At 66.5% G+C, this 13,384-nt stretch carries 19 protein-coding genes; 11 read left to right on the top strand and 8 right to left on the bottom strand.

Features of this window, described 5'->3' with window-relative positions; genetic code table 11:
* Positions 1-23: 23 nt before the first annotated feature.
* The 3 genes from KBY75_RS05790 to KBY75_RS05800 are packed head-to-tail and all read right to left on the bottom strand — an operon-like array spanning position 24 to position 3,351.
* Positions 24-1,193 carry a citrate synthase gene (locus KBY75_RS05790; protein WP_254935554.1) on the bottom strand — a complete coding sequence of 390 codons (1,170 nt, stop codon included), beginning with the start codon at positions 1,191-1,193 and terminating at the stop codon, positions 24-26.
* A gap of 26 nt (positions 1,194-1,219) precedes the next feature.
* A complete protein-coding gene (locus KBY75_RS05795; protein ID WP_254935553.1) occupies positions 1,220-1,714 on the bottom strand; it encodes a histidine phosphatase family protein in 495 nt (164 codons plus the stop codon).
* Positions 1,715-1,719: 5 nt separating this feature from the next.
* Entirely contained in the window at positions 1,720-3,351 is a 1,632-nt protein-coding gene (locus KBY75_RS05800; RefSeq protein ID WP_255023287.1) for a DUF3352 domain-containing protein, read from the bottom strand.
* Between the two features lie 30 nt (positions 3,352-3,381).
* Here KBY75_RS05800 and KBY75_RS05805 point away from each other — a divergent pair, with 30 nt between their 5' ends.
* From KBY75_RS05805 to KBY75_RS05815, 3 genes are all read left to right on the top strand, one after another.
* A complete protein-coding gene (locus KBY75_RS05805) occupies positions 3,382-3,738 on the top strand; it encodes a rhodanese-like domain-containing protein (RefSeq protein ID WP_106632675.1) in 357 nt (118 codons plus the stop codon).
* Between the two features lie 126 nt (positions 3,739-3,864).
* Complete coding sequence (locus KBY75_RS05810; RefSeq protein ID WP_255023302.1) at positions 3,865-4,773, top strand: heat-inducible transcriptional repressor HrcA; 909 nt, start codon at positions 3,865-3,867, stop codon at positions 4,771-4,773.
* 87 nt (positions 4,774-4,860) lie between these two features.
* Positions 4,861-5,310 carry a TerB family tellurite resistance protein gene (locus KBY75_RS05815; RefSeq protein ID WP_255023288.1) on the top strand — a complete coding sequence of 150 codons (450 nt, stop codon included), beginning with the start codon at positions 4,861-4,863 and terminating at the stop codon, positions 5,308-5,310.
* Positions 5,311-5,326: 16 nt separating this feature from the next.
* Here KBY75_RS05815 and trpB read toward each other — a convergent pair whose 3' ends face one another.
* On the bottom strand, positions 5,327-6,598 hold the full coding sequence (trpB, locus tag KBY75_RS05820; protein WP_255023303.1) for a tryptophan synthase subunit beta: 1,272 nt from the start codon (positions 6,596-6,598) through the stop codon (positions 5,327-5,329).
* A gap of 163 nt (positions 6,599-6,761) precedes the next feature.
* Between trpB and KBY75_RS05825 the strand changes: the two genes are divergently transcribed.
* The 3 genes from KBY75_RS05825 to KBY75_RS05835 all read left to right on the top strand — a co-directional run bounded on the left by KBY75_RS05825 (position 6,762) and on the right by KBY75_RS05835 (position 7,710).
* The gene (locus KBY75_RS05825; RefSeq protein ID WP_255023289.1) at positions 6,762-7,007 is read left to right on the top strand and encodes a FitA-like ribbon-helix-helix domain-containing protein; all 246 of its coding nucleotides are present in this window, start codon (positions 6,762-6,764) and stop codon (positions 7,005-7,007) included.
* 67 nt (positions 7,008-7,074) lie between these two features.
* Positions 7,075-7,218, top strand: a complete 144-nt coding sequence (locus KBY75_RS05830) for a hypothetical protein (protein WP_255023290.1) — start codon at positions 7,075-7,077, stop codon at positions 7,216-7,218.
* Positions 7,219-7,365: 147 nt separating this feature from the next.
* Positions 7,366-7,710: a translation initiation factor gene (locus KBY75_RS05835; protein WP_255023291.1), complete on the top strand. Its 345-nt coding sequence runs from the start codon at positions 7,366-7,368 to the stop codon at positions 7,708-7,710.
* Positions 7,711-7,719: 9 nt separating this feature from the next.
* On the opposite strand, the gene KBY75_RS05840 is transcribed toward KBY75_RS05835, so the two are convergent.
* Together KBY75_RS05840 and KBY75_RS05845 are read right to left on the bottom strand one after the other, a co-directional pair.
* Positions 7,720-8,091, bottom strand: coding sequence for a type II toxin-antitoxin system VapC family toxin (locus KBY75_RS05840; protein ID WP_255023292.1), 372 nt, complete (start codon positions 8,089-8,091; stop codon positions 7,720-7,722).
* Positions 8,088-8,330, bottom strand: coding sequence for a type II toxin-antitoxin system VapB family antitoxin (locus tag KBY75_RS05845; RefSeq protein ID WP_255023293.1), 243 nt, complete (start codon positions 8,328-8,330; stop codon positions 8,088-8,090). The genes KBY75_RS05840 and KBY75_RS05845 overlap by 4 nt, the downstream gene beginning before the upstream one ends.
* A gap of 133 nt (positions 8,331-8,463) precedes the next feature.
* Here KBY75_RS05845 and cysC point away from each other — a divergent pair, with 133 nt between their 5' ends.
* The gene (cysC, locus tag KBY75_RS05850; protein WP_254935547.1) at positions 8,464-9,120 is read left to right on the top strand and encodes an adenylyl-sulfate kinase; all 657 of its coding nucleotides are present in this window, start codon (positions 8,464-8,466) and stop codon (positions 9,118-9,120) included.
* Here cysC and KBY75_RS05855 read toward each other — a convergent pair.
* Positions 9,077-10,189: an AI-2E family transporter gene (locus KBY75_RS05855; protein ID WP_254935546.1), complete on the bottom strand. Its 1,113-nt coding sequence runs from the start codon at positions 10,187-10,189 to the stop codon at positions 9,077-9,079. The genes cysC and KBY75_RS05855 overlap by 44 nt on opposite strands.
* Entirely contained in the window at positions 10,189-10,689 is a 501-nt protein-coding gene (gene purE / locus KBY75_RS05860; RefSeq protein WP_255023304.1) for a 5-(carboxyamino)imidazole ribonucleotide mutase, read from the bottom strand. Before purE ends, KBY75_RS05855 begins: the two co-directional genes overlap by 1 nt.
* 119 nt (positions 10,690-10,808) lie before the next feature.
* Between purE and KBY75_RS05865 the strand changes: the two genes are divergently transcribed.
* From KBY75_RS05865 to KBY75_RS05880, 4 genes are all read left to right on the top strand, one after another.
* A complete protein-coding gene (locus tag KBY75_RS05865) occupies positions 10,809-11,978 on the top strand; it encodes an N-acetylglucosamine-6-phosphate deacetylase (RefSeq protein ID WP_255023305.1) in 1,170 nt (389 codons plus the stop codon).
* A 26-nt stretch (positions 11,979-12,004) separates the two neighbouring features.
* A complete protein-coding gene (bchM, locus tag KBY75_RS05870) occupies positions 12,005-12,718 on the top strand; it encodes a magnesium protoporphyrin IX methyltransferase (protein ID WP_255023294.1) in 714 nt (237 codons plus the stop codon).
* 89 nt (positions 12,719-12,807) lie between these two features.
* Positions 12,808-13,014 carry a 2-oxoisovalerate dehydrogenase gene (locus KBY75_RS05875; RefSeq protein WP_254931865.1) on the top strand — a complete coding sequence of 69 codons (207 nt, stop codon included), beginning with the start codon at positions 12,808-12,810 and terminating at the stop codon, positions 13,012-13,014.
* Between the two features lie 113 nt (positions 13,015-13,127).
* The coding region (locus KBY75_RS05880; protein ID WP_255023295.1) for a transposase at positions 13,128-13,384 on the top strand (257 nt) is incomplete at its 3' end.

Consider the following 13,384-nt stretch of genomic DNA (forward strand, 5'->3'; position numbering starts at 1 on the left):
GCGGCAGCTCAGATGGGGGCAACTTAGCGGGCCCCCACGGGCTGCCAGTCACGGGAGGGCTGACCGGTATAGATCTGAGAGGGCCGGTAGATGCGATTAGCCCCCAGCTGCTCCTTCCAATGGGCCAGCCAGCCAGCCGTGCGGGCGATAGCAAAAATGGGCGTGAAGAGATCTTCAGGGATGCCGAGCTTGCGGTACACCAAGCCTGAATAGAAGTCGACGTTGGGGAAAATTCCCTTAGGCCCTAGGCGCTCGGCCGCCACCTCCTCCAGCTTGCGGGCTAGGTCGTACATCGGATCGTGACCGAACTGGTCGAAGAGCTGCTCCGCCAGACTTTGGAGAATCACAGCCCGGGGGTCCTTCACCTTGTATTCCCGGTGGCCAAAACCCATGATTTTTTGCTTGCCGGCAATCGCCCGATCCAGCCAGGGCGCCACCTGATCTGGGCTGCCGATCTGGCCGAGCATCTCCAGCACATCTTCATTGGCGCCGCCGTGCAGGGGGCCCGCCAGGGTGCCAACCGCTGACGCCACAACGGCATAGGGGTCGGTGAGGGTGCTGGCCGTCACCCGGGCGCTGAAGGTGCTGGCATTGAGGCTGTGCTCGGCGTGCAGGATCAGACAGGCGTCAAAGATGCGGGCCGCCAGCGGATCGGGCTCCCGCTCCGTGAGCATGTAGAGAAAATTGGCGGCGTAGGCCAGGTCGTCGCGGGGTTGGATCGGATCTTGACCCTTCCTGATCAGCTGGAAGGCCGCCACCATCGTGGGGATCTTGGCGATCAGCCGCACCACCGCCGAAACGATGTATTCGGGGTTGTCGAGGGCTCGACGGGAATAAAAAAGGCCCAAGGAGGCGGCGCTGCTCTGCAGTGCATCCATCGGATGCCCCCCGGAGGGGAAGCACTTCATCATGTCCCGGATGCGGAAGCTGACCCGGCGGTGCATCTGCACCTCCTGCTCAAACTCCTGCAGCTGCTCAGCGGTGGGCAGCTCGCCCCAGATCAGCAGGTAGGCCGTCTCCAGAAAGGAGCTGCTGGATGCCAGCTGGTCTACGGGGTAGCCGCGATAGGTGAGCACCCCCCGCTGGCCATCGATGTCGCAGATCGACGACTGGGTAGCCGGCACCCCTTCCAAACCCGGCCGAAATGGGGCTGGGGTCGCCGCTCCTGTTACTACCAAGCTTCTCCACCGCACTCACTAAGGCGAACTTACGGCTGCCGCTAGCCATCCCGCCGTAGTCGCAGCAACCGTGGGCCAATTAGGGCCTCCAAGCTGGCGCCAGTTGGGCCCAAGCGCAGCAGCACGATGCCGGCCTTACGCACCGAAATCGAACCCGCCGGCAACCCCAGCAGGCTCGAGGCCAGCTCTCCCAGATCTGGCTCATGGCCCACCAGACCAAGGCGCCGCCAAGGGCCCGCCTGCAGCAGCGGCCTCGGATCACCGCCTGGCGCCAGGCGATCCTCCAACTCCAGCGCCGGTGCCATACCAGCCGCCACTCCAATTTCAGCGGTTTGCAGCGCCCGCCGCAGGGGGCTGCTCAGCAGGCGATCACAGTGAAGCTGCAAGCGGCACAACTCCGCCGCCACGGCCGCAGTGCGCTGACGGCCTTCAGCCGTAAGGGCCCGCTCCTGATCAGGGCGATCAGGGTGGCGATCTTCGGCGATGCCATGGCGCCAGAGCAGCAGTTCACGCTCAGCCGGTTCAAGTTTTGCCATAGCCATCAACCGAATTCAAGGTGGGCCTTGAGGTGCAGGTTGGCGTCAGGCTGCGCTTCCCAGCCCAGGCTCAGGCTCTGCACGGCCGGGGCCAGGGGCTGGCCGGCCAGGGCCGACAACAGCTGCCAGGTGCTCCAGCGCTGCAGCAAGGGCTGGGCCCGGCCCGCCGCCATAGCCCACTGCAGGGGAGCCTGGGGTAGATCGAGGCCGGCGAGCTGCTCCAGCCGCAGCCGGGGCGGCTTGCGGGAGTCACGCTGCTCCTGCAGCACCGCCAGGGTCTGACCCCACCAGGCCAGGCGGCCCTGGCTGGAGCGGGCGCCCTCCAGGCTGGCCTGCAGCTGGTTGGCATCGCCGCGGGCGAATCGGCGTCCAGCCTGGCCAGCCTCCAGCCTGGTCCAGACCCGCAGATCGGGATCCCCTTCCACCGGCAGCGGCGCGGCGATCAATCCCTCGGCAGCCAGCACCCCAGCGAGGGCCTCCGGCTGCGGTTGGTCGACGCCAGTGCCCAGCAGCCAGCCCTGACTTGCCTCACTGCGCAGCAGTGGGCCATCGGCGGCGGCGGTCACCAAGGCCGGGAAAGATCCCGGCTCAGCCTGCAGCACTGCCGCCAGCAGGGGCTGCCAGTAGGCCGGCCAAGCGGCGGGGCGCTGGATCAGGGCCAGGCTCTCTGAGGGGCCCTGCAGGGCCTCCAATAAGACTGCTCCTGTGGGGTCAATTTCCGTAGTGCCCGTGGCCGAGGGAACCGGCACCGCGGCATCTGCAGCGAACTGCAGAAGGGCCTCCAGCTCCAAGGAGCGGTTATCGGGGCGCAGGCTAGCCACCAGCTCCTGCACGACCCCAGGCGCCGTGAACTCACCCGGCAACCCCAACCAGGGCCCCAGGGTTTCTGGCCGGGCTGTGAGCAGCAGCGCCCCCTGCTCAAGGCGCTGCACCGCCTGCTTAAAGCGGGGGCTGGCCGCTTGGTTGAGCTCATCGATCTGGGAGACGTCAAGGGCCTGCTCCAGCACCCCCCGACCCGACGCGATCAACACCAGGTCGTCGTCGATCAGCGCCGTAGCGATCGGCACCGGGCTGGTGCCCACCAGGGCACCACGGCCACTGATCAAGCCCATGCCGCGGTAGCTGCTGATCTGCAGGTCGGTGCCCGCCAGGCTGCGGGTCTGCCAGAAGCGCTGCAGGAAGCGGCGGGCGCCGTCAGCGTCGCGACTGCGCAGGGCCAGCAACCAGCCATCGGGCGCCGCCCCGGGCTCTGAGGCCAGTAGGGCAAAGCCGAGTTCGCGGCCCAACCAGGGGGCCAGCTCGCCGGGATAGTCGAGGCCGGCAGCAGCGAAAGCACCATCCCTAAGGCAGGCGACCGCCTCAGCCGCCTGGCGGCGCTGGCGGGGGGGAGCTACCGCCCGGGCGTAACCCACCGGCTGCTCGCCATCGCTGAGCAAATAGAGGCTCAGGGCGGCTTGGCGGGGCACAAAGCGGGCCGCCCGGGGCGAAACCAGCTGCTGGTGCTGCAGCTGCAGGGGGGAGCGCTGCAGCACCAGCCACCAGCCACCCGCCGCCAGGCTCAGCAACAGCAATGTCACCGCCAGCACGACCGCCAAAAACGGGCGGGCCTTCATGCGCCCCACGCAGGATGGGTCCATCTTGACCCCAAGCCACCCCGTCTGCCCGCCATGGCACCTATCGAGACGACACCGCAGACAATCCGGGCCCGCGACCTGCAAGAGCGGCTGGAGCGGGGCGAGGCGATCCAGCTGGTGGACGTGCGCGAAGACACCGAACTGGAATTGGCCCGCCTGCCCCATGCCGTGGTGCATCTGCCCCTGGGCCGATCTAACGAGTGGATTGGCCAGCTCAACCAGCTGCTCGACCGAGACCGACCCGTAGCCGTGCTGTGCCACGCCGGCGTGCGCAGCTGGCATCTGGGCTGCTGGCTGATGCAGGAACACGGCTTTGGTGCCGTCTGGAACGTGCAAGGGGGCATCGACGCCTGGAGTGTGGAGGTGGATCCGGCCGTACCCCGCTACTGACACCCGCTGGGCTGCGTACGATCGCCTCACTCCTGCGGCTCCCGCTTGCAGTCCGCCTCCCCCAGGCCCTTGCCCGCCAGGCAGCAGGAAGTACTGCAGCTCGCCGTGCGCCACTACGTCGACACGATGGAGCCGGTGGGCAGCCAGACCCTGGTGCGCCGTTTTGGCCTCCAGGCCAGCCCGGCGACGGTGCGCTCAGCCATGGGGGCCCTGGAGCAGCGTGGCCTGCTCACCCAACCCCACCCCTCCGCTGGCCGAATCCCCAGCCAGCAGGGCTACCGCACCTACGTAGATCAGCTGCTGCCCGCGCCAGGCGCAGCCGCCCTGCAGCTGGAGCGCGAACTCACCGGACTCAGCCTGCAGTGGGCAGCCCTCGACGATCTGCTGCTGCATCTGAGCCGGCGCCTGGCAGATCTCACGGGCCTGCTCAGCCTGATCACCAGGCCCCAACGCCAGCAGTCCCAGCTGCAGGCCCTACGACTGGTGGCCAGTGGTGAACGCCTGCTGGTGTTCCTGGTGGAGGGGGGCGCCACCGCCAGCAGCCTCAATTTGCGGCTGCCGTGCCTTGCGGTAGCGGAACTGGCGTCCCTGGAGCGCTGGGTCGCGGCCCAGCTGGATGGCGGCAGCATCGACTGGGCCGCCCTGCCCTCCCACCTCAGCAGCAGCGGCGCGGTATTGCGCCAAGCCCTGGCTAGCCATGGGCAGTCGCGGCAGCTGGAGGGCGAAGGCGCTGTGGCGACGGGGCTAGCTGGCCTGCTTGCCCAGCCGGAATTCAGCCAGACCCTCAGCCTGCGCCCGCTAGTGGAGCTGGTTGAGGATGCGCCCCAACAGCTCCTGCCCCAGCCAGGTATTTGGATCGGCGCCGAGCATCCCCACCGGGCCCTGCACCAGTGCGCCGTGGTGCAGGCCAACTACCGCAGCGGCGACGGCGGCGTGGGCCAGGTGGCCCTAGTGGGGCCAATGCGCATGGCCTACGCCACGGCCCGAGCCGCCGTGGGCTCGGTGGCCCAGGCACTGGAAAGGCTCTTGCGCTAGATCGGGCCCTTAGTGATCAATTGCAGTGCCAAATATTTCCACAGCCAAAGCCGGTAAGCTTATTTCAAGTATCAGCTAAACCAGTTAATGGACCTCCAATCAGCAGGAGTGATCCTGAGAATTCTCAATCTGGTTGCCCTTGCCGATGGCGGGGTATCTCTTGAAGAGGAAAACCTTCTGGACTCTCTGAGTAAACAATATAAACTTCAGGCCAAAATTATTAATTGGGAAGATCAGTTATCTGATCCAGCCTGCATCGAGGAGCTGGCCGCCTTGATAAATCCGGAGCAACGGGAACTGGCCATGAAAACCGCCGTGATGGTGGCTTCCGCATCAAGGCACCAGCAGGATGATGAATTCATCTGCGAGCAAGAGCGCGAGATCCTTTCTCGTCTTGCCACCGGCCTCGAGCTGAGCCCCGATCAGCTGCAATCAATCGAGAGCGCGGCGGCCGAGGAGATCAAGGAGCACCCCAACCTGTGGCAGGTGCTGTTTTCGCTTTTCGGCAATCGTTTCGACTTCCCGGTCTTGGGCTGATGCCAGCAGGCTGGGGTCAGCCTCCCATCTTGTCGCCGAGCTTCTCGGCCACCGTGTTCACATCCTTGTCGCCGCGGCCCGAGAGGTTGAGGACCACCTCGGTGCCAGGGGCCAGGGTGGGGCAGAGCTTCTCCAGCCAGGCGAAGGCGTGGGCCGTTTCCAGCGCCGGGATGATGCCCTCCAGTCGACACAGAAGCTGCAGGGCATCGAGCGCCTCGGTGTCTGTCACGGCGCCGTATTCAGCACGACCGATGGTTTTGAGGTAGCTGTGCTCCGGGCCCACGCCGGGGTAATCGAGGCCGGCGCTGATCGAGTGGGCCTCCTGCACCTGGCCCTCCTCGTCCTGCAGCAGCAGGCTCATGGCGCCATGCAGCACGCCAACGCGGCCCTCGGTGATCGTGGCGGCATGGCGGCCGGTGGCCACGCCATCGCCGGCGGCCTCCACCCCCACTAGCCGCACGTCCGTGTCCTGCACGAAGGGATGGAACAGGCCCATGGCATTGGAGCCACCACCTACGCAGGCCACCAGCACATCCGGATTGCGGCCAAAGGCCTCGTGGCACTGGCGCTTGGTTTCCTCACCGATCACGGCGTGGAAGTCGCGCACCAGCATCGGGTAGGGATGGGGCCCGGCCACCGAGCCGAGAATGTAGTGGGTGCTCTCCACGTTGGTCACCCAGTCGCGGATCGCTTCGCTGGTGGCGTCTTTAAGGGTGGCGGTGCCGGCGGTGACGGGCTGCACCGTGGCTCCCAGTAGCCGCATGCGGAACACGTTGAGGGCCTGGCGGCGCATGTCCTCGGCGCCCATGTACACCACGCACTCGAGACCGAAGCGGGCACACACGGTGGCCGTGGCCACGCCGTGCTGACCGGCGCCGGTTTCGGCAATGATCCGCTTTTTGCCCATGCGCAGGGCCAGCAGCGCCTGACCGAGGGCGTTGTTGATCTTGTGGGCGCCGGTGTGGTTGAGGTCTTCGCGCTTCAGCCAGATGCGCGGACCGCCCTCGGGCCGGCGGTAGTGGTCCGTGAGCCGCTCCGCTTCATAGAGGGGATTGGGCCGCCCCACATAGGTGCGCAACAGGTGGTTGAGCCGATCGGTAAAAGCAGGATCCTTCCAGGCCTCAGCCGCGGCCTGCTCCAGCTCCGCAAGAGCCGGAATCAGGGTTTCAGGCACGTACTGGCCCCCGAACTGGCCGTAGCGACCCAGACTGTTGGGGCGGGCTGCACGCTCCAGGGCAGCTGGATCGACGCCGCTGGCTGCTGAGATGGGATGGACGGTGCTTGTCACCGGTGGCGCTATCAGATCGTGTAAGCCTAAGAAGCCAGCGGCCGGCAGCAGCGCTTCAAGCCCACGAGCATCGTTGGACGACGCACGGCGATCCAGAACCACGGCCAGCCAGGTTCCAGAACGGATCCATAATGGTTGGACCGCCGTGAGGTCGCTGGCTGCCGTGGCCAAAACCATCACGCTCAAAAACCTGCCCGACGAGCTTCATGCACGGCTCGCCGCGGCGGCCAAGCGGCATCGGCGCGGCCTCAACAATGAAGCGATCGTTTGCCTGGAAGCCGGACTAGGCCATGACCACTTGGCCGCAGAGCAGGAGCTAGTAGAGATCCGGGCCCTGCGCGACAGCCTGGCTCAGCGCAGCTTTGATCCGGCTGGGATCGATGCCTTCAAGCGCGAAGGTCGGCCTTGATTGTTGTTGACACCAACGTCCTGGCCAACCAGCAGCACCGCCGCTCTGGCGCAGTGAGTGGCGGAATGTGCTCACCACTTACCTACGGCGTGACCTGCTCCTGCTCCCGCAGGCCGTGACGCTGATGCAACGGGCAGAGGTGCTGCTGGCTGGCCAGGACGAACCGGTGGCTTCCGATCACGTTTTGCAGCTGGCTCACAACAGCAACTGAGGGTGTAGCTGGTCACGGAAGACCGCACTGTTTTTGTTGCATTCCCGGATGTGGCGAGACCCCTGGGTTAAGGGCCGAAGCGGGGGCATTGCAATCCCTGGGAACGCTGCGCCGACCAGAATCCGAACCAGCGTTGCAAGGTTGGGCATGGCCAAGAAGGGCGGCTGGCAGGAATTCAGCAGCAACTCCGCAAGCACGGCCAGGCCCACTGCCGCTGGGGCCGGCCCAACGGGCTCACCCAGCCCAAAGGCCCAGCAGCGGGTGCGGGTGCAGCGCACCAAGGCCGGCAAAGGCGGAAAACTAGTGACAGCGATCACGGGCCTTGAGGCACCGGAAGCCGAGCTAAAGACCCTGCTCAAACAGCTCAAGGCCATTGCCGGCACAGGCGGCACCGTCAAAGACGGCGTGATCGAGCTGCAGGGAGACCAGGTGGCCGTGGCCCTGGGGGCGCTGGAGAAGGCCGGCTACCGGCCCAAGCAGGCGGGAGGCTGACGCGCAAGCTCAGAACCCCGCCTTGCTGAAATCGTCGCCGATGTAGCCAAGGGGCAATTGGTCACGCTCAGCCAGTGCCGCCGCAAAACAATCCCCGAAGTTGAGCTGGGCGGGATGGCCCTGACCCTTGCCAAAACGCTTAAAGATGCCGAGAGCGCGCTCTGCCAGATCCGCATCCACCGGCACCACATCAGGATCAATGAGATCCAGCAACATCCGCATCGGTTCGAGCACACGACGGCAGTGAGCAAGCAGCAGCAGCTCCTGCAGGGTGCCTGCAGACAGTCGTAGGACTTCAGCTTGCTCGAGCGCTTGCTGGTGTCGCTCCCACCCAGGTTCTCGCTGAAGAATTGCGAGCAGCACAGAAGTATCCAGAATCACGACGGCAAGCCCTGCTCGTCGTAAAGCGAATCGGGATCGAACGGTTGGGCCGTCTCAAGGGCCTGTTCCTGCAGAACGGGTAACTCGGCAGCGAGGCGCCTGCGCCGGCTCAGACGGCGCTGCCGCTGCAGCTCCAGCTCCAGGGCATCCCGCACAATCTCCGTGGACCCTCTGCCCGTGAGCTGGCGCAGCTGCTCGAGCAGGGCGTCAACCCGAGGGCTCTTGATGCTGACAGCCATTGCGGAGATTATTTCTATAACCAAATTCTAGAATCAAAGTCATCCCCTGGGCACCAGACAACAAAGCACCTCCCAAGGGCCTGACGCGAGGCACAGGGGAGAATGGCCCGATCCGTCCCAACGCCCTGCGCCGATGTCCGCCGCTCCCTCCACCCCCACCTACGGCGAACTCACCAACCAGGGAGCCTCCACCAACATCGCCTGGCACCACACCACGGTGGACCGGGCAGCCCGGGCCGAACAGCAGGGCCACCGCAGCGCCATCCTTTGGTTCACCGGCCTGAGCGGCTCGGGCAAGAGCACCCTGGCCAACGCCGTGAACTCCGCCCTGTTTGAACGGGGGCTCTCCTGCTACGTGCTCGATGGCGACAACATCCGCCACGGCCTTTGCAAGGACCTGGGCTTCTCCGACGCCGCCCGCGAGGAGAACATCCGCCGCATCGGCGAGGTGAGCAAACTGTTCCTCGATGCGGGTGTGGTGGTGCTCACCGCCTTCGTGTCGCCCTTCAAGGCCGACCGCGACAAGGCCCGCGCCCTGGTGGATGCCGGCGACTTCATCGAGATCCACTGCGCCGCCGACCTAGGCACCTGCGAGCAGCGCGACACCAAGGGGCTCTATGCCAAGGCACGGGCCGGCGAGATCAAGGAGTTCACCGGCATCTCCAGCCCCTATGAAGCCCCCGAGCAGCCCGAGCTACGGGTGGACACCGGCGCCCAGAGCCTGGAGGATTCGGTGGCCGTGGTGCTCAGCTATCTGGCGGCTCAGGGCGTGATCCCGCCGGGGAGCTGACCACCGGCACCTCCCCGGCGCGAAGCTGGTCGCCCCAGGCATCGAGAAAGGTCTTGGCGCAGCTGGCCACCGGCACCGCCAGCACCAAGCCGAGCAGATCCCCCAGGCCCAGCAGGCTGCCCAGGCGAGCTCCGACCGGCAGGCTGATCAACAGCCAGGCCGGCTGGAGCCCCACGATCCGCCCCATCAGGCGGGGCTGGATCACCTGGTCCACCACCTGGCCCACGCTGATGGCGGCGGCCAGCACTTCCAGGCCCGTGCGGGGATCATCCAGGGCGAGCAGCACGCTCACCGCCACGATCGTGAGGGCACTGGCATAGGGCACCAGGGTGGTGAAGCCGATCGCCACCGCAAACAACACCCCATAGGGAATGCCCAGCAAGGTGAACACCACGATCTGGGCCAGGCTGAGGATCAACGCCAGCACCACCTGGCCGGCGAAGTAGCCGCGGAAGGTGCGGTTCAAGGTGGCCACCACCAGCTCCCGCACCCGGGGCGGCAGCCACTGGGCCAGGCCGGCACTGATCCCTTCACCGCCCAGCAGCAGAAACACCGCCAGCACCAGCACGATCACGGTGTTCACCGTGAGGCCCACGGTGGTGCCCAACAGACTGAGCAACTGCTGGCTGAATTGGCGGGCGAGCTGGCTGGTGCGGGTGAGCAGTTCGCTGCTGAGGTCGCCGAAATCGGTGGGCAGCCCGCGCGTCACCGCCCAGGCCTGCAGCTGCTGCAACAGGGTTTCCCCCTGGGCCAACCAGCCGGGCAGGGCCGTGATCAGCTCGCCCAGCTGCTCGATCAGCCGGGGCACCAGCCAGACGGCGGCCAGGCCGATCAGGCCCACACTCACCCCCACCACCAGGGCGTAGGCAAGCCAGCGCGGCAGACCACGGCCCATCAGCCAGCGGCTGGGCAGATCCAGCAGAAAGCCGATCAGGGCCGCCGCCACAAATAGGGCCGGGAAGGGTGCCAGGGGCAGCAGCAGTTGGCGCAGCACCCAGAGGTTGAGCACCAGCAGGGGCAGGGCCAGGCCGGCCTTGAGCCAGGGAGGCAGAACGAGCCGTTCCAGCATCAGCCCATCTGCTCCAGGTAAGCCCGGCTGCCCAGCTGCTGCAGGCGGGAGTCCTTGGCCGTTACCTGGCCGTGCAACCCATCGCGGTAGTCCGAGATCTCCTGGGCGAGGCGGGGATCAGCGGTTGCCAGGATCTGCGCCGCCAGCAGGCCAGCGTTGAGGCCATTACCGATCGCCACCGTGGCCACCGGGATACCAGCGGGCATCTGGACGATCGAATGGAGCGAATCCACACCCGATAGGGCCCGGCTTTGCACCGGCACGCCGATCACTGGCAGGGTGGTGAGGGCCGCCACCATGCCGGGCAGATGGGCGGCGCCGCCGGCGCCGGCGACGATCACCTTGAAGCCGCGCCCGCGGGCCATCTGGGCAAATTCCACCATCTCCAGGGGAGTGCGATGGGCCGAGAGCACCCGCACCTCTACCGCCACCCCAAACTGCTCCAGCACCTGCACCGCCGGCTGCATGGTGGGCAAGTCTGAGTCGCTACCCATCACCACTGCAACCTGGGGTGTAGGGGCAACTTGGGGCGATCCCGATGACGGTCCGGCAGAAGAGAAGGCAACCACACGGCCGCAGGCGGAGAATGGCATTGTCCCGTCTGGCGGCCCTTCTGCCCATGCGCTGGCTCAGCAATGTGCGACTGCCCCAGGCCCAGCGCTGCAGCCATGGCGCCAACCAGCGCTGGCGCATCGGCCTTGACGACGACGATCTGATCAGCCTGGTGGAGCCTTTGCCCGCCGGTAGCCGGGCCGCCGGTGACGACTGGCACGGCGACTGGCTCAGCCCGGCCGGGGTGGATCTACAGATCAACGGCGGCCTGGGCCTGGCTTTTCCGGAGCTCACGCCGGCCGATCTCCCCCAGCTGGAGGCCCTGCTGGAGCTGCTCTGGCGCGATGGTGTCGAAGCGATCTGCCCCACCCTGGTGACCTGCGGCGTTGCACCCCTGCGCCAGGCCCTGGCCGCGCTGGCCGAGGCGCGAGCAGCCCACCAACCGGGCCGCTGCCAGCTACTGGGCGCCCACCTGGAGGGCCCCTTCCTTGAGCCCAGTCGCCGGGGCGCCCATCCCGCCCAGCACCTGGCTGCCCCCAGCCTGGCCGCCCTGCTGCAGCGCATCGACGGCTTTGAAAGCGACATCGACTTAGTGACCCTGGCCCCGGAACTGGAGGGGGCCGGCGCCGTGATCACCGCCCTGGCCGAGCGGGGAATCGTGGTGAGCCTGGGCCACAGCGCGGCCACGGAAGCCCAGAGCCACGCCGCCTTCGCGGCCGGGGTGACGATGCTCACCCACGCCTTCAACGCCATGCCTGACATGCACCGGCGCGCACCAGGGCCGGTGGCGGCTGCCGCCCTGCGGGGGGATGTGGCAATCGGCCTGATCGCCGATGGCGTGCACGTGGCCCCCACCATGGCGGTGCTGCTGCAGCGACTGGCACCAGAGCAGGTGGTGCTGGTGAGCGATGCCCTGGCCCCCTACGGTCTCGGCGAAGGCCAGCACCGCTGGGATGAGCGCTTGCTGATCGTGGCCGACGGCAGCTGCCGGCTGGAAGATGGCACCCTGGCCGGCGTCACCCTGCCGCTGCTGGAGGGGGTGCGGCGCCTGGCCCAGTGGACCGGTGAGCCGGCCCGGGCCATCGCCGCGGCCACCGTGCTGCCCCGGCGGGTGCTGGGCGATGACCGCAGCCTCGACCAGATGCTGCTGGGCATGCCCCTAGCGGAAACCCTGCGCTGGCAGGAGGGGCCCGCCGGGCTCAGCTGGCAGCGGCCCGGAGCAGAAGTCACTCCCTAGGATCCGCGCCACGACCGGATATCCCCATGGCCCCCGACCAGCTACTGGAAGCCAACCAGGCCGAAAAACTCGAGGTGAAGGGCTACTTCGAAACCACCGGCTTTGAGCGCTGGAATCGCATCTACAGCGAAAGCGACGACGTCAACCGGGTACAGCGCAACATCCGCATCGGCCACCAAAAAACAGTGGACAACGTGCTGGCCTGGCTGCAGGAGCAGGGCGGATTGGAGAGCCGCAGCTTCTGTGATGCCGGCTGCGGCGTAGGCAGCCTGACGCTGCCTTTGGCCCAGCTGGGTGCGGGCTCAATCGCCGCCTCCGACCTCTCCGCTGCGATGGTGCAAGAAGCCCAGCGCCGCGCTGGTGAACTGGGCGCCAAGCCAGGTCAGATCAGCTTCCTGGCCTCCGATCTCGAGAGCCTCGAGGGCCGCTACGACACGGTGATCTGCCTGGACGTGTTCATCCACTACCCCCAGGCCCCTGCCGAGGAGATGGTGCGCCACCTGGCCTCGATGGCCGAGCGCCACCTGATCGTGAGCTTTGCCCCCTACACGCCGCTGCTGGCCCTGCTCAAGGGCATCGGCCAGCTGTTCCCCGGCCCCAGCAAGACCACCCGCGCCTACACCCTGCGCGAGGCGGGCATCGTGGCCGCCGCCGCCAAAGCCGGCTTCAAGCCCATGCGCCGCAGCCTCAACCAGGCGCCCTTTTACTTCTCAAGGCTGATCGCCTTCGAGCGGGCCTGACCCCGCAAAGCGGGCAATCCCGCAGACCAACCAGCCCCCTGATTCGATGCCAGACTTTTGCTTGGCAGAGGGCACCGGGCAAAAACGCGATGAACGAAATTCTTTTTGTCGTGGAAGAAGCCGAGGACGGGTCATTCCGAGCCAACGCCGTTGGCAGTTCGATTCACACAGAGGCGGAGGATTTGGAGCAGCTGCATCAAGAGATTCGTGATGCCGTGCACTGCCACTTTGAGGAGGGTGATGCGCCCCCGTTGATACGGCTTCATCACGTCCGCCAGGAACTGCTGGCCCTGTGAAGATCCCCCATGATCTCGATGGTGCAGAACTAGCGCGGCGGTTAGGGAGACTCTGGAGAACCAGTGCCATTCGCGGGACAATGGCCCTGTAATCGCTGACCAGGACTGAGGTAATGGGTGGCAAGCAGCTCGGCTTCTCTGATTACGAGCTCACCACCGCCAAAAAGCAGACCAAGCGGGAGAAGTTCCTCTCTGAGATGGAGGTGGTGGTGCCCTGGCAGGCGCTGATCGACTTGATTGAGCCCCACTACCCCAAGACCAGCAAGAAGGGCGGCAGACCTCCGTATCCATTGGCCACCATGCTGCGGATCCACCTGTTGCAGCAGTGGTATTCGCTCAGCGACCCGGCCATGGAGGAGGCCCTGATCGA

The sequence above is a fragment of the Cyanobium sp. T1G-Tous genome (assembly GCF_024345455.1).
In the GTDB taxonomy this organism is placed as follows: domain Bacteria; phylum Cyanobacteriota; class Cyanobacteriia; order PCC-6307; family Cyanobiaceae; genus Cyanobium_A.